The following is a 21958-nucleotide window of genomic DNA, read 5'->3' on the forward strand; positions in this document are numbered from 1 at the left end:
GCACTGAAGCACACCCCCCGCTCCCAGCTCCGTTCCCCGCCTCCCGGCGACCCCGGGAGTCCTGGAGACCCAAGGAGAGTTCATGCGACTTCGCACCCGTGGCTCCGGCGCGCGCGGCAGCAGACGTGTCGCCGGGCTCGGCGCGCTGCTGGCCCTCGCCCTCGCCGCCCCCATCTGGTCAACGGCCACCGATGCCAGCGCCGACAGCGTCCGGAAGGTCGCCCCCTCCGGCGATGACATCCGGCAGTACGAGATCCACCAGAGCACCACACCCGTGACCCGTACCGCCATCCAGCGCACCGGCGTCACGGTGGACGAGGCCGATGAGGAGACCGTTGTCGTCTCCGGGCGGCCCGACCAGATCCGTGAGCTGCGCCGGCTCGGTTACAGCGTCACCCCGTCGGGGGCCGCGCCGGAGCGGTCCGGGGCGCGGCTGTTCGACTTCCCGACCGCCGACTCGAAGTACCACAACTACGCCGAGATGAACACGGAGATCGACCAGCGGCTGGCCGCCTACCCGGGCATCATGAGCAAGCGGGTGATCGGCAAGTCGTACCAGGGGCGGGACATCGTCGCCATCAAGGTGAGCGACAACGTGGGCACGGACGAGGACGAGCCCGAGGTGTTGCTGACCTTCCATCAGCACGCCCGCGAGCACCTCACCGTGGAGATGGCGCTGTACCTGCTGCGCGAGCTGGGCGCCGGGTACGGGAGCGACTCCCGCACCACGAACCTCGTGAACAGCCGCGAGATCTGGATCGTGCCGGATCTCAACCCGGACGGCGGCGAGTACGACATCGCGACCGGGTCGTACCGGTCCTGGCGGAAGAACCGGCAACCCAACTCCGGCTCCTCGTACGTCGGGACCGACCTCAACCGCAACTGGAACTACAAGTGGGGCTGCTGCGGCGGCTCGTCGGGGTCGACCTCGTCCGAGACCTACCGGGGTGCCGCCGCCGAGTCGGCGCCCGAGGTCAAGGTGGTCGCCGACTTCGTGCGCAGCCGGGTCGTCGGCGGGAAGCAGCAGATCAAGGCGGGCATCGACTTCCACACGTACAGCGAGCTGGTGCTGTGGCCGTTCGGGTACACGTACTCCGACACGGCGACCGGGATGACGGCGGACGACGCCGCCGCCTTCAAGGCCGTCGGGCAGAAGATGGCCGCCAGCAACGGCTACACGGCGGAGCAGTCCAGCGACCTCTACATCACGGACGGGTCGATCGACGACTACCTCTGGGGCACCCAGAAGATCTTCGACTACACCTTCGAGATGTACCCGACGTCCAGTTCCGGCGGAGGGTTCTACCCGCCCGACGAGGTGATCGAGCGGGAGACCTCACGCAACAAGGACGCGGTGTACCAGCTGCTGGAGAACGCGGACTGCATGTACCGGTCCATCGGCAAGCAGGCCCAGTACTGCAGCTAGGGCCCGCCTGCCCAGCGGCTACTCCTCGAAGTAGGCGTCCAGCACCGCGTCGATCTGCTCGTCCCACTCCTTGAAGCGGCTCCTGGCCGACGCCTCGATCTCGATCGGGTACCAGCGGCGGTCAGGAGTGTGCACCGTGATGGTGTACCGCTTGCCGAAGCGGGGGGACTCCGTCTCGACCGCGCCGATCTCGTCCCAGCGGAACTCGCAGGACTCCTCGTCGAGGGTGAGGCGGACGCCCTTCCGGTCGGCCACGATCCTGGCGCGGCGGTCGGAGGCCTCGAAGACGGGGCCCTCGGCGGCCTCTTCCGCTGCCTCTTCCTCCCCCGCTCTCTCCGCCTCGTCCTCGTCCCGCGCGGCGGGGGCCGTCTCGTCGGCCGGCTTCTCCGTAGCCGCCTCGCCCTGCTCGGACTTGGCGTCCTCGGGCTTGACGTCCTCGGACTCCTCCGCCGCGGGCGAGGTGAGCCCGGGGATGAAGGCCGGGTCGAATCCGGCGCCCTCCAGGGGCTGGCTGCTCGAACCTATGCGCTGCTCCACGGCGGCAGTATGGACGACTTTGCTGTGCCGAAACCAGTCGGGGCGCTTCCCGGGCTGGGCCTGGGTGTTGTGTCCGGGGCAGTCGGACACAACAAGGCACACGGGCGGCTTCACCCGGTCGGGTGAGACGTGGTGAACGTACGGCGGCCTGTCGTACGTCTGTGTAGCTTTGCTGGCCATGAAGCTGGTGGTGCAGGTAAAGCTGCTGCCGACCCCCGTGCAGGCGGCGACACTTGAGGCGACCCTGCGTGCCTGCAACGAGGCGGCGAGCTGGGCCAGCGACGTGGCATTCGAGAAGGACGTGATGCGGAACTTCGCGCTGCGCGAGCACGCCTACGGCGAGATCAAGGCACGCTGGGGGCTGGGAGCACAGGCCGCGCAGCATGTGATCAAGAAGACCTGTGACGCGTACGCCACCCTGAAGGCGAACCTGCGGGCGGGAAATCTGGGCAAGCCCGGCTCGGAGCGGTACCGGAGAGCTGTGGGAAAGCCGATCGTCTTCCGGGCGTACGGCGCGCAGCCGTATGACGACCGGATGCTGTCCTGGCAGATCGCCGAGCGGCGGGTCTCGATCTGGACGACTGGCGGCCGGATGAAGGACGTGGCATTCACCGCCTCCCCCGGACAACTGGCCACGCTTGCGCTGCACCGCAAGGGCGAGTCGGACCTGCTGTGCCGGGACGGTATGTGGTTCCTGATGGCCACCTGCGAGGTCCCCGCAGTACCGGCGGACACGGATCCAGTGGACTTCCTCGGCATTGACCTCGGCATCGTCAATATCGCAACCACCTCGGACGGCGAGGTCATGGCCGGACGAGAGCTCAACCGCATCCGCGCCCGGGAGCGCACACTGCGTTCCAAGCTGCAGGGGAAGAACACCCCGTCCGCCAGACGCCGGCTGAAGAAGCGCAGGCGCAAGGAGGCGCGGCGGGCGAAGGACATCAATCACAAGATCGCGAAGCATGTGGTGGCCGTGGCAGAACGCACCGGTCGCGGGATCGCCCTGGAGGATCTGACGGGCATCCGCGAGCGGGTACGGCTTCGAAAGCCCCAGCGGGCCACCCACTCCAGCTGGGCCTTCGCCCAGCTGGGGCAGTTCATCGCGTACAAGGCCCGCAAGGCGGGGGTGTCGGTGGTGTATGTCGATCCGGCCTACACCTCGCGCACCTGCGCCGAATGCGGGTACATCGACAGAGCGAACCGGGTCTCGCAGGCATGGTTCGCGTGCCGATCCTGCGGCGTCGTTGCGCACGCGGACCGGAACGGCTCCCGCAACATCCGCGCACGCGCGTGGGAGTTGCGGAGACGCGGGGCCCTGTCAACGGCCCCTGCCCCAGCACCGCGTCAGCGGGGCGGCTCTGGACGCAAACGCAGCATCACAGCCAGTGATGCCCGTTGTGCAAACCCGTCGCCTTAGCGACGTGTAGTTGACCGTGTCCCGCTCGCCGATGCCGAAGCACCTGGGTCACGATCCGGCTGCGTCCTATAGCGCACTCCGCGCGCGGGTGCTGTCGTTGACGTGTATGCGAAGACGGAGCCTTCGGGCAGGTGGATCGCGGCACGGCGCGATGGGGGGTGGGGCGTCGCGCCGCGAGGCCTATGAGGGTGCGGGAGGCGAGGTGGCGTCAGCCGAGTACGGCCAACGCGTCGATCTCGATGAGGAGCCCGGCGGGGAGTCCGACGTACACCGTGGTGCGCGCGGCGGGCGGCTGGGTGAGGCCCTGCTCCTCGAAGTAGGTGTTGTAGATCGCGTTCATCTCGGCGAAGTGGGCGGTGTCCGTGAGGTAGACGCGGACCATCATCACGTCGTCCCAGCTCGCGCCGCCCTCCTCCAGGATCGCCTTGACGTTGGCGAGGGTCTGGAGGGTCTGCTCGCGCAGGGTGGGGCCGGCGGGCGTCGGCGGCTTGCCCTCCTCGGCCGGGAGGAAGCCGACCTGGCCCGCGACCTGGAGGATGTTGCCCTTCCTGACGCCGTGGGAGAACTTCGCGGGCGGGGTGGTGTGGGTCTTGGGAGTGAGCGCGATCTTCTCGGTCATCAGCTGGTTTCCTTGATCGGGGTTCTGCCGGAGTACTCGCCGCTGATGGCGTCCGCCGTACGGCGCACCAGCGGGAGCAGGGTGAGGAGTTCGTCGGCGGTGACGACGACGTTGGGCGCGGAGACCGACATGGCGGCGACCACCCGGCCGTCGGCGCCCCGGACGGGTGCGGCGACGCAGTTGATGGACTCCTCGTGGCCGCCGAGGTCGGTGGCCCAGCCCTGTTCGCGGACCTTCTCCAACTCCCGCAGGAAGGTGGGGGCATTGGGAGTGGAACGGGCCGTGTAGAGGGGGTAGTCGAGCTTGTCGGCGAGGGCGCGGCGCTCGGGTTCGGGGAGGTCGGCGAGGAGCAGTTTGGCGACGGCCGCGACGGTGATGGCCACGGGCTTGCCGATCCGCGAGTACATGCGCACGGGGTAGCGGCTCTCCACCTTGTCGATGTAGAGGACCTCGCCCTCCTCGTACACGGCGAGGTGGACGGTGTGCCCGCAGCTCTCGTTCAGCCGGGCCAGGTGGGGGTGGGCGATCTCGCGGATGTCGAGGTTCTCCATCGCCTCCTGGGCGAGGGCGAAGAGGCGGGCGCCGAGGCGGTAGCGCTGGTCGGACTGGCGGTAGACGAGGCCGTGCTCGTGGAGGGTGCGCAGGAGGCGCAGGGCCGTTGATTTGTGCACGCCCAGGCGGTCGGCCACCTGGCCGAGGTCGGCGGGGCCCTCGGCGAGCAGCGGCAGGATGCTCAGCGCTCGGTCGACGGTCTGGCTCATGGGGTGCGTCCCTCCTCGTCGGCCCAGTGGGCGGCGTGTGTCCAGCCGGGGCCGAGTCGAAGTGTCCCCCACGCCTCCTCGTCGAGGGCGGCCAGCCGGTCGGCGTGGTCGCGGGAGGGCGGGGTGGCGAGGTCGCCGGGGACGGTGAGGGCGGCGGCGGCCATGAGGTGGCCGTGCCGGAGCCGGTCACGGACGGGGAGTCCGCGCAGGGTGGCGGAGAGGAAGCCGGCGGCGAAGGCGTCCCCGGCGCCGGTGGTCGCCACGACGTCGACGGTGAGGGCCGGGACGAAGGTGGCGCGGGGCGGGACGGAGGCGGTGCGGGCCGGGACGGAGGCGGTGCGGGCCGGGACGGCGGCGGTGCGGGCCGGGACGGCGGCGGTGCCGTCCGTGTGCAGCGCCGTCGCCCCGTGCGCGCCCTGCTTCACCACCAGGACCTCCGGTTCCGGGAGCGCGTCGCGGATGGCGGCCGGGCCGCCCTTGATGCCCCACACCTCCTCCGCCTCGTCCTCGCCGACGAAGACGAGGTCGGCGGCGCGGGCCAGTTCCAGCAACACCCGGGGGCCGTCGGCGCCGCGCCACAGTCCGGGCCGGTGGTTGACGTCGAAGGAGATCAGCGGGCGGTCTGGGCGAGGGGCGGTCAGTTCGCGCGTCAGCGCCAGGCACTTCGGGGAGAGCGCCGCGGTGATCCCGGACAGGTGCAGTACGCGCCCGGCGCGCACCGCGGCCAGGTCGAGCGTGTCGGCCGACATCGCGGAGGCGGCCGAACCCGACCGGTAGTACGCCACCTCGTGGGCGTCGGTGCCCCGGTCCCCGGCGGTGCGGAAGTAGACGCCGGTCGGCCTGGCGGGGTCGCGGCGGACTGCGGTGACGTCGACGCCGTGTCCGCCGATCGTCTCGAGGAGGTGGTCGCCGAAGCCGTCCGCGCCGACCCGGCTGACCCACCGTACGGAGTGACCGGCGGACGCCAGCACGCAGGCCACGTTGGACTCGGCGCCGCCGATCGCGCGGTCGAAGGACGGTACGTCCGCGAGGCGGCCGGGCCGGGTGGGCAGGAAGGTGACCATGGACTCGCCGAGCGCGACGACGTCCACGACGCCGGGGGCCTTGCGGGGTCCGGTGATGGTCACGATCGTCGTAGCTCCTCGGTCCGGGCGGGGTCGGCGGGCGCCGTTGACCCCGGGTGGCCGAGATGTTAGACAGCGGTAAGCGACATACGCAACGAGCGTTGCAGATATTGCAACGCCCGACTTCAGGAGGCCTTATGAGCACCGAAGCGCTCGCCCGACTGGCCGGGGAACGCGTCGACCACCGTTTCAAGGGCCTCCCCCCGGACGCCGACGGCCTCACCGTCGGCGAGCTGGCCGCCCAGCGCCGCAATCTCTTCACCGGCGGTTTCGCGACCCCCGTCCTCGCCCTGTCCGCGGAGCGCCTGGAGCACAACCTGAGGCTCATGGAGACGTACGCGGCCCGCCACGGCCTCGCGTTCGCACCGCACGGCAAGACGTCCATGGCGCCCCAGCTGTTCCAGCGTCAGATCGAGCACGGGGCATGGGGCATCACGCTCGCGATGCCCCACCAGGTGCGGGTGGCGCGGGCGTTCGGGGTCCAGCGGGTGTTCCTCGCCAATGAGCTGGTCGACGCGGTGGCCCTGCGCCGGTTCTCCGCCGAGCTGGACGCCGACCCGTCCTTCCGGTTCGTCTGTTACGTCGACTCGGTGCGCGGCGTGGAGCTGATGGACGCGGCGCTGAAGGGGGCCGCCCGCCCGGTGGACGTGGTGGTCGAGCTGGCCGCCGGGGAGGGTGCCCGGACCGGGGTGCGTACGGAGGCGGAGTGCGCAGCGGTCGCGGACGCGGTGGCCGCCGTACCCACGCTGCGGCTGGTCGGGGTGGCCGGTTACGAGGGCGAGGTGCCGGGGGCCGATCCGGAGCGGGTGGCGGCCTGGCTGCGGCGGCTGGTCGCGCTGGCCGTCGACTTCGACAAGGCGGGGCGGTTCGCGGGGGCCGGCCTCGACGAGATCGTGGTGAGCGCGGGCGGCAGCGCCTGGTTCGACGCGGTGGCCGAGGTCTTCGCCGGTGTCCCGGCACTCTCCCTGCCCGTCCTGAAGCTGCTGCGCTCGGGCGCGTACGTCTCGCACGACGACGGTCACTACCGCAAGCTCACCCCCTTCAACCGGGTGCCGGAGGAGGGCGCCCTGGAGCCCGCGTTCCGGCTGTGGGCGCAGGTGGTGTCCCGGCCCTCGGCAGAGCAGGCCTTCGTGAACGCGGGCAAGCGGGACGCGGCCCACGACCTCGACCTGCCCTTCGCCCAGGTGGTCCGCCGGGACGGTGTCGAGCGGCCCGCCACGGGCATCTCCGTCACCGCCCTGTCCGACCAGCACGCCTGGATCGGCACCACCGCCGAGGCGGACCTGGAGGTGGGCGACTGGCTGGGCATGGGGCTGTCCCACCCGTGCACGTCCTTCGACAAGTGGCCGCTGATCCCGGTGGCCCAGGCGGACGGCACGGTCGTCGACTACATCCGCACCTTCTTCTAGAGCTTTCGATAGAGCTTTCAATAGGGCTTTCAAGGGAGGCCGGACGTGGAAGACCTCGTCATCCGGGACGCCGACGTCGTGGACGGCAGCGGTGCGCCGTCGTACCGCGCGGACGTGGTGATCGACGACGGCAGGATCACCGCCATCGTCAAGGAGGCAGCGGCGGCGGGCTGCCAGCGTCCGCGCGCGATGCGGGAGCTGGACGCGGAGGGCCTGGTCCTCTCCCCCGGCTTCATCGACATGCACGCGCACAGCGACCTGGCCCTGCTGCGCGACCCCGACCACAGCGCGAAGGCCGCGCAGGGCGTGACGCTGGAGGTCATCGGCCAGGACGGGCTGTCGTACGCGCCGGTCGACGACCGTACGCTCGACGGGGTGCGCCGGGCGATCACCGGCTGGAACGGGCACGGCGACGACATCGACTTCGACTGGCGCTCGGTGGGCGAGTACCTGGGCCGGCTGGACCGGGGCATCGCCGTGAACGCGGCCTATCTGATCCCGCAGGGCACGGTCCGCGCGCTGGTCGTCGGCTGGGAGGACCGCCCGGCGACACCTCAAGAGCTGGGCCGGATGCGGGAGTTGGTCGCGCAGGGTATGGAGCATGGCGCGGTCGGCATGTCGTCCGGGCTCACCTACACGCCCGGCATGTACGCCGACGACGCCGAACTCACCGAGCTGTGCCGGGTGGTGGGGTCGTACGGCGGCTACTACTGCCCGCACCACCGCTCGTACGGGGCTGGCGCGCTGGAGGCGTACGCGGAGATGGTGGAGCTGAGCCGGAAGGCGGGCTGCCCGCTCCATCTGGCCCACGCCACCATGAACTTCGGCGTGAACAAGGGCCGCGCGGCGGATCTGCTGACCCTTCTGGACGACGCGCTCGCCGCCGGGGCCGACATCAGCCTCGACACCTACCCCTACACGCCCGGCTGCACGACCCTGGCCGCGCTGCTGCCGAGCTGGGCGAGCGCGGGCGGCCCGGAGGCGGTCCTGGCGCGGCTCGCGGACGGGCCGACGGCCGAGCGGATCCGGCACGATCTGGAGGTCACCGGCTCGGACGGCTGCCACGGCGTGCCCGTCGAGTGGGACACGATCGAGATCTCCGGCGTGGCGGACCCCGCCCTCGCCGGTCATGTGGGCCGTACGGTCCTGGAGTCGGCCCGGCTGCGGGGCGAGGCCCCCTGGGACGCCGTCCGGCGGCTGCTGGTCGAGGACCGGCTGGGCTCGACGATCCTGCAGCACGTCGGCCACGAGGAAAACGTCCGGGCGATCATGCGGCACCGCACGCACACCGGCGGCTCGGACGGCATCCTCCAGGGTGCCAAGCCGCATCCGCGGGCGTACGGCACCTTTCCGCACTACCTCGGCCGCTATGTACGGGAGTTGGGCGTGCTGTCGCTGGAGGAGTGCGTCCACCACCTCACCGCGCGGCCCGCGGCCCGGCTGCGCCTGCCGGACCGGGGGCTCGTCCGCGAGGGACACCGCGCCGACCTGGTCCTGTTCGACCCGGCCACGGTCGCGGCGGGTTCGACCTTCGAGCAGCCGCGCGCGCTGCCCGTCGGCATCCCGTACGTCCTGGTCGACGGCCGGTTCGTGATCGAGGACGGCCGCCGGACGGATGCGCTGGCGGGACGGGCGGTCCGCCGGACTCCCCGGTGACCGCCCGCCCGTCACCTCTTTGTCACGGCTTGGGCAGGGTGCAGCCGCTGAGGGTGAGGTCGAGCTTGTTGCCGGTGGTGAAGCAGGCCGGGATGTTGTAGGTCTCCTCGGCGTAGTTGATGCCCTTGCGGACCGTCACGGTGCCGTTGGCGTCGACCTCGCACGGGTTGTTCTCGGTGCAGCGCTCGCCGTCCTCGTTCCCGGTGTTGTTGACGGCGACGACCTTGCCGGTGGAGTTGTCGATCACCGGCGAGCCCGAGGTGCCGCCGATGGTCTGGCAGGCGGAGGTGTAGCGGAGCGAGTCCTTCCAGGTCCAGTCGCCCTCCTTGAGGCGGTAGACGAACCCGTCGACGTTGCAGGCGTAGGTCCGCTTCCAGTAGCCGGAGACGACCGTGATGGCGGTGCCGGCCACCGGGTGCGTGTCCTGGAGCGTCAGCGCGCTGATCCCGTACGAGCTCTTGATCTGCGCGTACGTGGTGGTCAGCTGGTAGAGCGTGACGTCGGTGTCGGTCATCGTCGAGTACACGACCTTGCTCGCGCGCAGCGTGCCGACCCGGGTGGCCGAGGAGTTGAGCAGGCCGAAGGTGCGGCTGGAGGACTGGCCGACGATGACCTCGCCGGGGTCCGGGAAGCCGGTCTCCAGGCAGTGGCCGTTGGTCATGACCAGCGCCGGGTCGCTGTCCGCGGAGTTGGGGAGGCGGACGACCGAGCCGGAGCAGTTGCTGAGCGAGACGGTGCCGGCGAAGTTGACTGCCTTGACCGTGGGTGCCGCGGCCTTGGTCGCGGCGGCGCTCTCGGTGGTGGCCGTGGCGGCGGCCGCCGGTGCCATGCCCGCCCCGGTGATCACCAGGGTCGCGAGCGCGGCAAGGAGAGGCTTGTTCATGTGGGGGTCCCCTCTGCAGACGTGAGCGACCGGAGATCTTCCGGCCGCTCGCCCGTCTTGTCATGTGCATTCTGATGTGAACGAGGGGGGACGGCAATAAGCCGCAGGCAATGCGCCGCGTGTCGCGTGAGGGTCAACCCGCCACGAAACAGCCCTACTTGGGGCCCTTGGTGTTCCCCCGGCCGTGCCCTCTGGAGTTGCCGGGGCCGGACGTGCCCGTCGTGGCGGAGGCCGTGGGCGTCTCAGTGGCCGAGGCGGTCGTCGGGGTGCTCGATGGCGCGGCGGACGTGGTGCCGGGGTTCGCGGACCGCGTGGCGGTCCCGGCGCCGCGGGTGGCCGTGGCCCCCGCCCCCGCCGCGGGCGGTCCGCTCGGCTCGGGCGCGGCGGCCGTCGCGGCGCCGGAGGAGCCGGAGGAGCCGGACGGGGACGCCGGCTTCCCGGGTGCCGTGGTGTCGTCCCCGGCCGTCGCCGTCGTACGCCCCTGCCGTCCCTGCGGCGCGTCCGACGAACCCGAGGACGACAATCCGGCGATCACGGCGGCCAGGGACACGACACCCACCGCCCCGGCGGTGACCGCCGTACGGCGACCGCGCCGGACGGCCGGCCGCCTCCGGGGGCGCGGCCCCGCGGCACGGCGGTGCCCGGACGGCGCACCGGCGGGCGGCTCCTCGCGGAACGACTCCCGGGGCGGCCCCTGGTACGGCTCCTGGTACGGCCCCTGATGCGGCTCCTCGCCGAGGGTCACCGGCAGCTCGCGCGTCTCGTCGTACGCGTTCTGCCAGCCGTGGGCGGCGGCCGGGTCGGCGTACTCCTCGTACGCCGGAGCCGCCGGGGCCGACGGGTGGTACACGTTCGGCGGCGGCGGGTGCTCGCTGTTCGGCCGGGGATCGGTAGGGCTCGCCATGGCGCGGGATTCTAGAGACGCATGGGGTTTCTGGGACAGCTACCGGCGATAACGGAGCAAAGCGCCCGTCTCACGTGTCGGAAAACACGACCCGGCAGGCGTTACCGGGCCGTAAGCTCCCAGACATGCAGGTGATCCAGTCGACGAAGCTCGCCAACGTCTGTTACGAGATCCGGGGCCCGGTGCTCGAGGAGGCGATGCGGCTGGAGGCGGCGGGACACCGCATCCTGAAGCTGAACACCGGCAACCCCGCCGCGTTCGGCTTCGAGTGCCCGCCCGAGATCCTCGAGGACGTCCTCCGCAACGTCTCCACGGCCCACGGCTACGGCGACGCCAAGGGCCTGCTGGCCGCCCGCCGCGCGGTCGTCATGCACAACCAGACCATCGGCATCGAGACGGACGTCGAGCACGTCTTCATCGGCAACGGCGTCTCCGAGCTGATCGTGATGGCGATGCAGGGCCTGCTGGACGACGGCGACGAGGTCCTCGTACCGGCGCCGGACTACCCCCTGTGGACCGCGGCGGTCTCCCTCTCCGGCGGCACGGCGGTCCACTACCGCTGCGACGAGCAGTCCGACTGGATGCCCGACCTCGCCGACGTGGAGCGCAAGGTCACCGACCGCACCAAGGCGATCGTCATCATCAACCCGAACAACCCGACGGGCGCGGTGTACGACGAGACGGTGCTGCGCGGGCTGACCGACATCGCCCGCCGCCACAATCTGCTGGTCTGCTCGGACGAGATCTACGACAAGATCCTCTACGACGGCGCGACCCACACGCCGACCGCGGCCGTCGCCCCGGACCTGATGACCCTCACCTTCAACGGCATGTCGAAGGCCTACCGGGTGGCCGGTTACCGGGTGGGCTGGATGTCGATCTCCGGCCCGCGCGCGCACGCCGACTCCTACATCGAGGGCCTGACCATCCTGGCCAACATGCGCCTGTGCGCGAACATGCCGGGCCAGCACGGGGTGGTGGCCGCCCTCAGCGGGCGGCAGTCGATCAAGGACCTGGTGCTGCCGGGCGGGCGGCTGAAGGAGCAGGTGGACGTCGCCTACGACCTGCTCACCCAGATCCCGGGCGTGACGTGCGTACGACCCAGGGGGGCGCTGTACCTGTTCCCGCGCCTGGATCCGCAGGTCTTCAAGATCAAGGACGACCGGCGGATGGTCCTGGACCTGCTCCGCCAGGAGAAGATCATGGTGGTCCAGGGGACCGGCTTCAACTGGCCCGAACCGGACCATTTCCGGGTGGTGACCCTGCCGTCGGTGGGCGATCTACGGGACGCGGTGACCCGGATCGGGACCTTCCTCGACGGCTACAACCAACTTTAGACGAAATCTAAGCTAGGATGGCTTCCTGTCAGAGCACAGGAGGCCATCTCCCATGTACGAGCCGATCCGCACCAAGTCGGTCCACCGCGCGATGGCCGGCACCACCTCGAACTTCCCCCACCGGTCGCGCGAGGAGGAGCTGGACATCCAGCTCGCCGGGCACCTCGCGGCGCTCCTAGCCGTCACGGACGAACTGCGCGCGCTGGCCCCCTCGACCGACCTGGACGCGGCGGCCGAACAGCTGTCCGCACAGGTGTCGCGCCTGCGGGGCGGCCGCGCTCCGCTCCGCGCGTCCACGACCCCCGCGGGTGAGCCGTCGGCGCTCCACCAGCGGGCCCACGCCCTCGCGGGCCGCGCCCTCGTCGTCGCGGCCTCCCGCGCCGACACGGCGGCGGCGATCCTCGCGGCCGAGCGCATGGACGCCCACGCGGCACCCCAGGAATCGATCACCGCCGCCCACTGACCCCCCCGGGGTCCCCTCGACGGCCCCGGTCCGCGTGCACCCGCAGCGACGCGCGGACCGGGCGCCACAGCACTGCGTTGGCTTCGGCGGTGCTTCTGGCCGGCGGTGTGTTCATGCGCGGCCGGGTCTGCTGTCGTGGGTCGAGCGACGTGCGGACCGCCGGGCAACGCCGTCGTGGCTGAGCTCCGTTGCGGCGGATCAAGGGGTGCGGCTGGTTCAACGGGTGCGGTGGGTTCAACGGGTGCGGCTGGTTCAAGAGCGCCACCGAGCCGGCTGCCGCGAGCACGGCCATCCGCCGCCCCTTTGAGATCGCCGCCACCTCGCCCCCGCCGCAACTTCGAACCGCCCGCCACCTCGCCCCCCGCCGCAACTTCGAACCCGCCGCGATTTCGAATCCGCCGCGACGGCGCTCAGCCACCGCGGCGGTCTCCGGCGGTGCCGGACCGCGAGCAACCCCAAGCCCACTGCCACCCCCACCCAACGCGCGCACGCCGAAGGGCCGGGCCCACAACACTCCTGTTGCGAATCCGGCCCCCAGCGGAGCGAATTGTCAGCCCAGGCGGGACACCAGGGCGTGGTACTGGTCCCACAGCTCCTTCGGGGTGTGGTCGCCGAAGGTGTTGAGGTGGTCGGGGATCAGGCTCGCCTCGTCGCGCCAGACCTCCTTGTCGACCGTGAGCAGGAAGTCGAGGTCGGAGTCGGCGAGGTCGAGGCCGTCCGTGTCGAGGGCGCCCCGGGCCGGCAGCACGCCGATCGGGGTCTCGACGCCGGCCGCCTTGCCGTCCAGGCGCTCCACGATCCACTTCAGGACGCGGCTGTTCTCACCGAAGCCGGGCCAGACGAACTTGCCCTCGTCGTTCTTGCGGAACCAGTTGACGTAGTAGATCTTCGGCAGCTTGGACTGGTCCTTGTCCTTGGCCACGTCGACCCAGTGGGCCATGTAGTCGCCCATGTTGTAGCCGCAGAAGGGCAGCATCGCGAACGGGTCGCGGCGCAGTTCGCCCACCTTGCCCTCGGCGGCGGCGGTCTTCTCGGAGGCCACGTTGGCGCCGAGGAAGACGCCGTGGTTCCAGTCGAAGGACTCCGTCACCAGCGGCACCGCCGACGCCCGGCGGCCGCCGAACAGGATCGCCGAGATCGGCACGCCCTTCGGGTCCTCCCACTCCGGCGCGATGATCGGGCACTGCGAGGCCGGGACGGTGAAGCGGGCGTTGGGGTGAGCGGCCGGAGTGTCGGACGCCGGGGTCCAGTCGTTGCCCTTCCAGTCCGTCAGATGGGCGGGCTGCTCCTCGGTCATGCCCTCCCACCAGATGTCGTCGTCGTCGGTGAGCGCGACATTGGTGAAGACCGCGTTGCCCCACAGCGTCTTCATCGCGTTGGCGTTGGTGTGCTCACCGGTGCCGGGCGCCACGCCGAAGAAACCGGCCTCGGGGTTGATCGCGTAGAGCCGGCCGTCCTCGCCGAACCGCATCCAGGCGATGTCGTCGCCGATCGTCTCCACGGTCCAGCCGGAGATCGTCGGCTCCAGCATGGCGAGGTTGGTCTTGCCGCAGGCGGAGGGGAAGGCCGCGGCGACGTACTTCGACTCGCCCTGCGGCGGGGTGAGCTTGAGGATCAGCATGTGCTCGGCCAGCCAGCCCTCGTCGCGCGCCATGACGGAGGCGATGCGCAGGGCGTAGCACTTCTTGCCCAGCAGGGCGTTGCCGCCGTACCCGGAGCCGTAGGACCAGATCTCGCGGCTCTCGGGGAAGTGCGAGATGTACTTGGTCGAGTTGCAGGGCCAGGGCACGTCCTCCTGGCCGGGCTCCAGCGGGGCACCGAGGGTGTGCACGGCCTTGACGAAGAAGCCCTCGTCGCCGAGTTCGTCCAGGACCTGCTGTCCCATGCGCGTCATCGTGCGCATCGAGACGGCGACGTACGCCGAGTCCGTGATCTCCACGCCGAGCGCGGAGAGCGGCGAGCCGAGCGGGCCCATGCAGAACGGCACGACGTACATCGTGCGGCCCCGCATCGAGCCGCGGAACAGGCCATTCTCGCCCTGGAAGATGGCCCGCATCTCCGCGGGCGCCTTCCAGTGGTTGGTCGGACCCGCGTCCTTCTCCTCCTCGGAGCAGATGAAGGTCCGGTCCTCGACCCGGGCGACATCGGTCGGGTCCGAGGCGGCGTAGTAGGAGTGGGGGCGCTTGACCGGGTCGAGTTTCCTGAAGGTCCCCTTGGCGACGAGCTCCTCGCTCAGTCGCTGGTACTCGGCCTCGGATCCGTCACACCAGACCACGTTGTCCGGCTGCGTCAGTTCGGCGATCTCGTTCACCCACGAGATCAGTTCCTGGTGGTTGGTGGGGATGACGGGGGGAGCCGCGATGTCGCGCGCCACGATTGCTCCTAAATGAGGGATTTTTTTCTTCTGGGCCCCGTGGGGGCTGCGGCCCGGACGCTTCGTAGCCGCTCATCCGGTGCCGACCGCACTCATTTGATCATCCGATGCTACTGCGCATCTGTCCAGAGTGCCTCACAAGTGAGCGACGTGAGGAACGCCACGGTTAGCCGCACCCTTCCGGGATAACTCCGGGATCCTTTGCGTGCACGTTGAGTTCGCCTGGGGGATTTTTTGCGCTGCGACCCCTGGCCGCCCGTGAGAGGATGGACACTCTCCGGCGGTCATCGACCGGGACTCATCCGTAACTTACGGTTCCGTAGATACGATGCCGGTCATGACTGCGTCCGTCCCCGACGCGCCCACGGACATGCCGGCCGCCGGCCGCGGTCCCGTCGCGCTCTCCCTGCCGCACCCGGTCAAGCCCAAGCTTCGCGGCTGGCTGCATCTGGGTATGTTTCCGGCCGTGCTCATCGCGGGCCTGGTACTCACCGCTCTCGCCGATTCCACCCGCGGCCGGATCGCCTGCGGGATCTACGTACTGACCGCCTGCCTGCTGTTCGGGGTCAGCGCGCTGTACCACCGGGGCGACTGGAGCCCGCGCATGGACGGCATCCTGCGCAGACTCGACCACGCCAACATCTTCCTGATCATCGCGGGCACCTACACCCCGCTGACGCTGCTGCTCCTGCCGGGCGGCAAGGGGCAGTGGCTGCTCTGGAGCGTCTGGGCGGCCGCTGCCGCGGGCATCGTCTTCCGTGTCTTCTGGGTCGGCGCCCCGCGCTGGCTCTACACCCCCTGCTACATCGCGATGGGCTGGGCGGCCGTCTTCTTCCTGCCCGACTTCCTGCACACCGGGGGCATCGCCGTCCTGGTCCTGGTGATCGTCGGCGGCCTGCTCTACAGCGCGGGCGGCGTGATCTACGGAATCAAGCGGCCCAACCCGTCACCGCGCTGGTTCGGCTTCCACGAGGTGTTCCACTCCCTGACCCTCGCCGCCTTCGTCGTCCACTACGTCGGCATCTCCCTGGTCGCCTACACCCACGGCTGACCCCCCGCGCCACACCAAGGCCACGGCTCGCGAGAGCCGTGGCCATTTTTATGCCCTGACACTCACTAGGTATTGACGGCAACCATAATTTGAAAGCTACTCTCATTTCATGGCTACTGTCACGAACACCGAAGAGACGCGGCGCGACCCCCGCCGCTGGTGGGCCCTCGGGGCCCTGGTCGCGAGCATGCTGGTGCTCGGCTTCGACATGACGATCCTCAACGTGGCGCTGCCGAGCATGGCGGAGCAGCTCGGCGCCACCACCGGCCAACAGCAGTGGATGGCGGACGCGTACGTCATCGTCTTCGCGGCGCTGATGCTCCCCGCCGGACTGCTCGGCGACCGCTTCGGCCGTCGCCGGATGCTGATCGCCGGCCTCGGCGTCTTCCTCGCGGGCTCGCTGGTCGGCACGATGGCGGGGGACGTGAACTGGGTGATCGCCGCCCGCGCGTTCATGGGCATCGGCGGCGCCCTGATCACCCCGCTCGCGCTGTCCATCCTGCCCTCGCTGTTCGGGCCGGAGGAGCGCACCAAGGCCGTCGGCATCATCTCCGCCGCCTCCGCGCTCGGCATGCCGCTCGGCCCGATCATCGGCGGCTGGCTGCTGAACCACTTCTGGTGGGGCTCGGTGTTCCTGATCAACGTACCCATGGTCGGCATCGGCGTCGCGGCCTGCGTCTTCCTGCTCCCCGAGACCCGCGACCCCGCCTCCCCCAAGGTCGACGTGCTCTCCACCGCGCTCACCGCGACCGGCCTCGGCACCCTCATCTACGCGATCATCGAGGCGCCCGACCGCGGCTGGGGCGACCCGCTGGTGGCCGGGATGTTCGCCGCCGCCGCCGTGCTCCTGGCCGGACTGGTGCTGCGTGAGCGCCGGATGACCCGGCCCATGCTCGACATGACGCTGCTCCGCCAGCGCGGCTTCCTGCTCAACACCATCGCCGCGACCCTGGTGATGTTCTTCCTGTCCGGCCTGATGTTCGTCCTGCCGCCGTACCTTCAGGTCGTCCTCGGCCACGACGCCTTCGGCACCGGCCTGAGGCTGCTGCCGATGATGGGCGGGCTGATGGTCGCCGCGAAGGGCGCACAGCCGGTCGTGGCCCGGTTCGGGGCGCGGGCCGTGGTCAGCGCGGGCCTGGTGGTGCTCGCCTTCGCCGCACTGCTCGGCAGCCGTACGAGCGTGGACTCCGGCTACGGCTTCACCGCGCTGTGGCTGTCGATCGCCGGTCTGGGCTTCGGCTTCTCGGTGGTGCCCGCGATGGCCGGGGCGCTGGCGGCCCTGCCCGCCGACCGGGCCGGCAGCGGCTCGGGCCTGCTGATGACGCTGCGCCAGGTCGGCGGCGCGATCGGTATCGCCCTGCTGGGCAGCCTGCTGGCGAGCACCTTCCGCGACCGGCTGGACGTCACCGGGCTGCCCGGCGAGGCCGCGCACACCGCCGGGGAGTCGGTGGTCGCCGCGCACATCGTCGCCGGGGAAGCGGGTTCGGCCCACCTGGCGGCCTCCGCGAACGCCGCCTACGTACACGGCATGGGCCTGGTCCTGCTGGTCTGCGGCATCGCCTCCCTGGCCACCGCCCTGCTCGCCGGAGCCTTCCTGCCCACCGCACCGACCACGGACGGCAACCGCCCCACCCCGACGACACCCGCCGAAGGCCCCACCCCGGAGGGACCCGCGAAGATCCCCGCCCCCGCCGCCGGCAAGGCCCCCGCACCGTCTGCGGACACCGTGCTCCGCGCCCCCGCCCCGGGGACAAGGACCTCCACACCGGCCACGGGCGGCAAGCACCTCACCCCGACCACACCCGACGAAGCCCCCGCCCCCGCCCCCGCCACAACCACGAACGGCAGACTTCCCGCCCCCGCCCCGGAGGGGCCCGCCGCCGGTGCGGAGCCCCCGGTGTCCGCCCCGGGCGTGGCCGCCTCCGAGCTGGATGCCTGACAATGACCAGCATGACGGCACGCACCTCCTCCCCGGCCGACCGCCCGCAGCTGAGCCTGCGGGAGCGGAAGAAGATCAAGACCCGTGAGGCGATCCGCACGGCGACGTACGCCCTGGTCGAGGAGCAGGGTTACGACGCCACCACGATCGAGCAGATCGCCGACCGGGCCGAGGTCTCGCCGTCGACCGTCTTCCGGTACTTCCCGACCAAGGAGGACATCGTCCTCACGGACGAGTACGACCCGGTCCTCCTCGAGGAACTGCGCGCCCGGCCCGCGGACGAACCGTGGGCCGAATCCCTGCGGCACGTGATGCGCAAGGCCGTCGACGCCGGGATGCAGGACGACCCCGTGGTGGCCCGGCTGCGGGCCCGCCTCGGGGCCGAGGTACCGGCGGTCCGCTCCCGGATGCTGGAGAGCATGTCGGCCACCGGCCGGCTGCTCCGTGAGGCGATAGCGGACCGCACCGGCCTGGCACCCGACTCCCTGGAGGTCCGGGTCCAGGCGATGTCCCTCGTCGGAGGACTGATGGAGGTCTCCATGTACTGGGCGGAGAACGGCTACCAGGACGAACTCCGCGACCTCATGGACCGCGCCCTGGACGTCATGGAACACGGCCTGCCCACCGAAAACCGCTGAGGCCCGGCCCCCTCCCCGTGCGATCCTGACCAGGTGAACGGTCCCGAGATCCACGTCGAAGTCGCCCCCGAGCTGCGGCTGTTCGTGCCGCACGCCCGCCGCCTGGGCGCCACCGCACTGCCCACCGACGGCGTCTCGACCCTCGGCCACGTCGTCGAGTCCCTCGGCGTCCCGCTGACCGAGGTCGGCGCACTCGTCGTGGACGGCCGCGAGGTGCCCACCTCGCACGTCCCGGCGGCCGGCGAGCGGGTGGACGTACGGGCGGTCGAGCGCCCCCAGCTCGTCCCCGGCGCTCCCCTGAGGTTCCTCCTCGACGTCCACCTCGGCACCCTGGCCCGCCGGCTCCGCCTGCTCGGCGTGGACACGGCGTACGAGTCGACGGACATCGGCGACCCGGCGCTGGCCGCCCGCTCGGCCGCCGAGCAGCGGGTCATGCTCAGCCGCGACCGGGGCCTGCTGCGCCGCCGCGAACTGTGGGCGGGCGCCTACGTCTACAGCACCCGCCCCGACGACCAGCTCCGCGACATCCTCGACCGCTTCCACCCCGACCTGCGCCCCTGGACCCGCTGCACCGCGTGCAACGGCGTGCTGCGGGACGCCACGAAGGAGGAGGTCGCCGACCAGCTCAAGCACGGCACCCAGCGCTCGTACGACGTCTTCGCCCAGTGCGCCGAGTGCGGTCGCGCCTACTGGAAGGGCGCGCACCACGACCAGTTGGAGGCCATCGTGGAGCGCGCCCTGGCCGAGTTCACCGACCGGGACTAGCCAGTCGTTCCGCTCAAGCCGCTCAGGGCGGCGCGCAGGCGCTCCGGGTCGGTCGTCGGGGCGTCGCAGGTGAAGTTGCGGCAGACGTACACCGCCGGTTCACCGTCCACGAGGGGACGGTCGGCGAGGAGCGGGAACTCCTCGCCCTCCGGGGTGCCGACGGCGACGACCACGCCCGGGGCGGTGCCCAGAAGTGCCGTACGGTGCAAGGCCCTTGTGGCCGGGTCGTCGAGGCCGGGTCCGACGACCGCGACCTCGCGGGGCCCGTCGAGGAGGGCTTCGGCGGCGGCCAGGCCCCACCCGATGAACCGCGGGACGCGCGGGCCGAGCGCCTTCACCACGCCCAGCGCCTTCTCGGCGGCGGCCCGATGGGCTTCGGAACCCGTGTGGGCGGCATAGCCCAGCAGGGCGCCCGCGGCGGCCGTCCAGCCGGAGGGGGCGGCGTTGTCGGTGGGGTCCTGCGGCCGGCGGATCAGCCGCTCGGCGTCGGCCGCGGTGTCGTAGAGCGCGCCGCTGGCCGGGTCGGTGAAGCGGGTGAGCACATGGCCGAGGAGCAGCCCGGCGAAGTCCAGCCACACCCCCTCACCGGTCACGGACGCCAGCGCCAGGAACCCTTCGGCGACATCGGCGTAGTCCTCCAGCACACCGGCGTTGGCGCCGGCCCGGCCGTCGCGGCTGGTGCGGGCCAGGTGGCCGTGCTCGTCCAGGTGCAGCCGTACGAGGAGGTCGGCGGCGCCGGCCGCGGCCTCGACCAGGTCGGGGCGGTCGAAGTAGGCGCCGGTCTCGGCGAGGGCGGCGATCGCGAGGCCGTTCCAGGCGGCGACCACCTTGTCGTCGCGCCCGGGGGCGGGACGCTCGCCGCGCACCCGCAGCAGGCGCTCCCGGACGGACTCGATCCTCTCGGCGTCGAACACGCCGTCCTGCTGCGGAAGTTGCAGCACCGACTGCCCGTCCTCGAAGGTGCCCTCCTCGGTCACACCGAAGTACCGGGCGGCGAGTTCGGCGTCCTCGGGACCGAGCGCCTGAGTCAACTGCCGCGGCGTCCACACGTAGTACGCGCCCTCGACGTGCCGGCCCGTCCCGTCGTCGCTGTCGGCGTCCAGCGCGGAGGCGAACCCGCCCTCGGCCGTGCGCAGTTCGCGGACCATGAAGTCGGCGGTCTCCAGGGCGACCCGGCGGGCGAGCTCCGATCCCGTGGCCCGCCACAGGTGGGCGTACGCACGGCAGAGCAAGGCGTTGTCGTACAGCATCTTCTCGAAGTGCGGCACGATCCAGTCACGGTCGACGGAGTAGCGGGCGAAGCCGCCGCCGAGCTGGTCGTAGATCCCGCCGCGCGCCATGCGCTCGCAGGTGTCCCGCGCCATCTGCAGGGCGCCCTCGGCGCCGGTCCGGGCGTGGTGGCGCAGCAGGAACTCGAGGACCATCGACGGCGGGAACTTGGGCGCACCGCCGAAGCCGCCGCGCTGCGGGTCGTACTCGCGGGTGAGACCGAGGAGGCCCTGGGCGAGCTCCTCCTCGCCGGGGACCTGCGCCGTCTGGTAGCCGATCTCCCGCTGTGAGAGGTCCCGCACGATCTTCCCGGCGACCTCGGTCACCTCGTCGTTGCGCTCGCTCCAGGCGTGCCGCACACCTTCCAGTACCTGCCGGAACGAGGGCATGCCGTGCCGGGGGGCGGGCGGGAAGTAGGTGCCGAAGTAGAAGGGCTCGGCGTCCGGCGTGAGAAAGACCGTCATGGGCCAGCCGCCCTGCCCGGTGGCCGCCTGGACGGCCTCCATGTAGACGGCGTCGACGTCGGGGCGCTCCTCGCGGTCGACCTTGATGTTGACGAAGTGGTCGTTGAGGTAGTCGGCGGTGGCCTGGTCCTCGAAGCTTTCCGTCGCCATGACATGGCACCAGTGGCAGCTGCTGTACCCGACGCTGAGCAGCACGGGTTTGTTGGTCTCGCGGGCCTCTGCGAAGGCCTCGGCCGACCAGGGCCACCAGTCGACGGGGTTGTCGGCGTGCTGGAGCAGGTACGGGGACGTCTCATGGGCCAGTCGGTTCACCGTTCCACTCTCCCACGGCGTCGGGGGCGGCGTAGAAGCGCAGGTTCACCCGGCGCGCCCCCTCCGGGACGTCCTCGTCGGAGTGGCCGTAGCGGTCGAGGAGTTCCTGGTAGTCGCGGACGAAGGCGAGCAGGTCCTCCTTGGTCATCCAGGTGCCGGTGCGCTGCACCTGGGCCCAGCCCTGCGGGCCCCGGTACTCCTCGTGGGCGCGGCGGAAGAGACGGGTGTCGATCTCGATCTTGAGCAGGGCGAGGTGTTCGGCCGCCGCGTACTCCTCCGGGGACATCGTGGCCGGGTCGGGCGTGGTGTGGCTGAAGGGCAGGGCCCGCCACCAGCGTTCACGGCCGCCGGACTTCTCCGGGATCTCCTCGATGAGCCGCTGCTCGGCGAGTTTGCGCAGGTGGTAGCTGGTGGTGCCGGAGCTCTCGCCGAGTTCGCGGGCGAGCACGGTGGAGTTCGCCTCGCCGTGCCGGCCGAGGTAGTCGAGGATCCGGCGGCGCAGGGGATTGCCGAGGGACTTGTACAGAGCGGTGCGCTCGAGGCTGGTCATCTCGGTCATGCCGTCACGGTATCCCTATCCCTGAGACGTCCCTGAGTCGTCCCCGATATC

At 71.1% G+C, this 21958-nt stretch carries 19 protein-coding genes; 10 read left to right on the forward strand and 9 right to left on the reverse strand.

From position 1 onward, the window contains the following. Positions 1-82: 82 nt before the first annotated feature. Complete coding sequence (locus ACH45E_RS35165) at positions 83-1426, forward strand: M14 family metallopeptidase (protein ID WP_361447520.1); 1344 nt, start codon at positions 83-85, stop codon at positions 1424-1426. Between the two features lie 18 nt (positions 1427-1444). On the opposite strand, the gene ACH45E_RS35170 is transcribed toward ACH45E_RS35165, so the two are convergent. Next, on the reverse strand, positions 1445-1963 hold the full coding sequence (locus ACH45E_RS35170; RefSeq protein WP_361447518.1) for a hypothetical protein: 519 nt from the start codon (positions 1961-1963) through the stop codon (positions 1445-1447). Positions 1964-2141: 178 nt separating this feature from the next. On the opposite strand from ACH45E_RS35170, the gene ACH45E_RS35175 reads away from it, so the two are divergent. Further along, on the forward strand, positions 2142-3380 hold the full coding sequence (locus tag ACH45E_RS35175) for a transposase (protein WP_361447516.1): 1239 nt from the start codon (positions 2142-2144) through the stop codon (positions 3378-3380). Between the two features lie 208 nt (positions 3381-3588). On the opposite strand, the gene ACH45E_RS35180 is transcribed toward ACH45E_RS35175, so the two are convergent. Genes ACH45E_RS35180 through ACH45E_RS35190 form a run of 3 tightly spaced genes read right to left on the reverse strand, consistent with a single transcriptional unit; the run spans position 3589 to position 5887 of the window. Next, positions 3589-3999 (reverse strand): RidA family protein, encoded by a 411-nt coding sequence (locus ACH45E_RS35180; protein ID WP_361447514.1) that lies wholly within the window; start codon positions 3997-3999, stop codon positions 3589-3591. Next, positions 3999-4760 carry an IclR family transcriptional regulator gene (locus ACH45E_RS35185; RefSeq protein WP_361447512.1) on the reverse strand — a complete coding sequence of 254 codons (762 nt, stop codon included), beginning with the start codon at positions 4758-4760 and terminating at the stop codon, positions 3999-4001. Before ACH45E_RS35185 ends, ACH45E_RS35180 begins: the two co-directional genes overlap by 1 nt. After that, positions 4757-5887 (reverse strand): sugar kinase, encoded by a 1131-nt coding sequence (locus ACH45E_RS35190; RefSeq protein ID WP_361447510.1) that lies wholly within the window; start codon positions 5885-5887, stop codon positions 4757-4759. Before ACH45E_RS35190 ends, ACH45E_RS35185 begins: the two co-directional genes overlap by 4 nt. 134 nt (positions 5888-6021) lie before the next feature. Here ACH45E_RS35190 and ACH45E_RS35195 point away from each other — a divergent pair, with 134 nt between their 5' ends. Beyond that, positions 6022-7293: an amino acid deaminase gene (locus ACH45E_RS35195; RefSeq protein WP_361447508.1), complete on the forward strand. Its 1272-nt coding sequence runs from the start codon at positions 6022-6024 to the stop codon at positions 7291-7293. Between the two features lie 45 nt (positions 7294-7338). Further along, the gene (locus ACH45E_RS35200) at positions 7339-8949 is read left to right on the forward strand and encodes a D-aminoacylase (RefSeq protein WP_361447506.1); all 1611 of its coding nucleotides are present in this window, start codon (positions 7339-7341) and stop codon (positions 8947-8949) included. A 22-nt stretch (positions 8950-8971) separates the two neighbouring features. Here the strand turns inward: ACH45E_RS35200 and ACH45E_RS35205 are convergent, their stop codons facing one another. After that, positions 8972-9832: a serine protease gene (locus ACH45E_RS35205; RefSeq protein WP_361447504.1), complete on the reverse strand. Its 861-nt coding sequence runs from the start codon at positions 9830-9832 to the stop codon at positions 8972-8974. Between the two features lie 154 nt (positions 9833-9986). Further along, positions 9987-10736, reverse strand: a complete 750-nt coding sequence (locus tag ACH45E_RS35210) for a hypothetical protein (protein ID WP_361447502.1) — start codon at positions 10734-10736, stop codon at positions 9987-9989. Positions 10737-10861: 125 nt separating this feature from the next. On the opposite strand from ACH45E_RS35210, the gene ACH45E_RS35215 reads away from it, so the two are divergent. Next, complete coding sequence (locus ACH45E_RS35215; RefSeq protein ID WP_361447500.1) at positions 10862-12073, forward strand: pyridoxal phosphate-dependent aminotransferase; 1212 nt, start codon at positions 10862-10864, stop codon at positions 12071-12073. A gap of 52 nt (positions 12074-12125) precedes the next feature. Continuing rightward, positions 12126-12536 carry a hypothetical protein gene (locus ACH45E_RS35220; RefSeq protein ID WP_361447498.1) on the forward strand — a complete coding sequence of 137 codons (411 nt, stop codon included), beginning with the start codon at positions 12126-12128 and terminating at the stop codon, positions 12534-12536. 550 nt (positions 12537-13086) lie between these two features. Here ACH45E_RS35220 and ACH45E_RS35225 read toward each other — a convergent pair. After that, entirely contained in the window at positions 13087-14910 is a 1824-nt protein-coding gene (locus tag ACH45E_RS35225) for a phosphoenolpyruvate carboxykinase (GTP) (RefSeq protein WP_361447496.1), read from the reverse strand. Between the two features lie 337 nt (positions 14911-15247). Between ACH45E_RS35225 and ACH45E_RS35230 the strand changes: the two genes are divergently transcribed. The 4 genes from ACH45E_RS35230 to ACH45E_RS35245 all read left to right on the forward strand — a co-directional run bounded on the left by ACH45E_RS35230 (position 15248) and on the right by ACH45E_RS35245 (position 19303). After that, entirely contained in the window at positions 15248-15961 is a 714-nt protein-coding gene (locus tag ACH45E_RS35230; protein ID WP_361447495.1) for a hemolysin III family protein, read from the forward strand. Between the two features lie 109 nt (positions 15962-16070). Next, positions 16071-17900, forward strand: a complete 1830-nt coding sequence (locus ACH45E_RS35235) for an MFS transporter (protein ID WP_399042199.1) — start codon at positions 16071-16073, stop codon at positions 17898-17900. A gap of 2 nt (positions 17901-17902) precedes the next feature. Beyond that, on the forward strand, positions 17903-18538 hold the full coding sequence (locus ACH45E_RS35240) for a TetR family transcriptional regulator (protein WP_361447493.1): 636 nt from the start codon (positions 17903-17905) through the stop codon (positions 18536-18538). Positions 18539-18571: 33 nt separating this feature from the next. Further along, complete coding sequence (locus ACH45E_RS35245; protein WP_361447491.1) at positions 18572-19303, forward strand: Mut7-C RNAse domain-containing protein; 732 nt, start codon at positions 18572-18574, stop codon at positions 19301-19303. Here the strand turns inward: ACH45E_RS35245 and ACH45E_RS35250 are convergent. Continuing rightward, complete coding sequence (locus ACH45E_RS35250; protein WP_361447489.1) at positions 19300-21348, reverse strand: thioredoxin domain-containing protein; 2049 nt, start codon at positions 21346-21348, stop codon at positions 19300-19302. The two genes, ACH45E_RS35245 and ACH45E_RS35250, sit on opposite strands and share 4 nt — an antisense overlap. Then, positions 21329-21907, reverse strand: coding sequence for a helix-turn-helix domain-containing protein (locus ACH45E_RS35255; RefSeq protein WP_361447487.1), 579 nt, complete (start codon positions 21905-21907; stop codon positions 21329-21331). Before ACH45E_RS35255 ends, ACH45E_RS35250 begins: the two co-directional genes overlap by 20 nt. Positions 21908-21958 lie beyond the last annotated feature (51 nt).

The sequence above is a fragment of the Streptomyces sp. NPDC020299 genome (assembly GCF_044387825.1).
Lineage (GTDB): Bacteria > Actinomycetota > Actinomycetes > Streptomycetales > Streptomycetaceae > Streptomyces.

Coding starts and splice junctions, on each gene's coding strand:
- ACH45E_RS35165 (WP_361447520.1), top strand. CDS start 83: ATGCGACTTCGCACCCGTGGCTCCGGCGCGCGCGGCAGCAGACGTGTC.
- ACH45E_RS35175 (WP_361447516.1), top strand. CDS start 2,142: ATGAAGCTGGTGGTGCAGGTAAAGCTGCTGCCGACCCCCGTGCAGGCG.
- ACH45E_RS35180 (WP_361447514.1), bottom strand. CDS start 3,999: ATGACCGAGAAGATCGCGCTCACTCCCAAGACCCACACCACCCCGCCC.
- ACH45E_RS35185 (WP_361447512.1), bottom strand. CDS start 4,760: ATGAGCCAGACCGTCGACCGAGCGCTGAGCATCCTGCCGCTGCTCGCC.
- ACH45E_RS35195 (WP_361447508.1), top strand. CDS start 6,022: ATGAGCACCGAAGCGCTCGCCCGACTGGCCGGGGAACGCGTCGACCAC.
- ACH45E_RS35205 (WP_361447504.1), bottom strand. CDS start 9,832: ATGAACAAGCCTCTCCTTGCCGCGCTCGCGACCCTGGTGATCACCGGG.
- ACH45E_RS35210 (WP_361447502.1), bottom strand. CDS start 10,736: ATGGCGAGCCCTACCGATCCCCGGCCGAACAGCGAGCACCCGCCGCCG.
- ACH45E_RS35215 (WP_361447500.1), top strand. CDS start 10,862: ATGCAGGTGATCCAGTCGACGAAGCTCGCCAACGTCTGTTACGAGATC.
- ACH45E_RS35220 (WP_361447498.1), top strand. CDS start 12,126: ATGTACGAGCCGATCCGCACCAAGTCGGTCCACCGCGCGATGGCCGGC.
- ACH45E_RS35230 (WP_361447495.1), top strand. CDS start 15,248: ATGACTGCGTCCGTCCCCGACGCGCCCACGGACATGCCGGCCGCCGGC.
- ACH45E_RS35235 (WP_399042199.1), top strand. CDS start 16,071: ATGGCTACTGTCACGAACACCGAAGAGACGCGGCGCGACCCCCGCCGC.
- ACH45E_RS35240 (WP_361447493.1), top strand. CDS start 17,903: ATGACCAGCATGACGGCACGCACCTCCTCCCCGGCCGACCGCCCGCAG.
- ACH45E_RS35255 (WP_361447487.1), bottom strand. CDS start 21,907: ATGACCGAGATGACCAGCCTCGAGCGCACCGCTCTGTACAAGTCCCTC.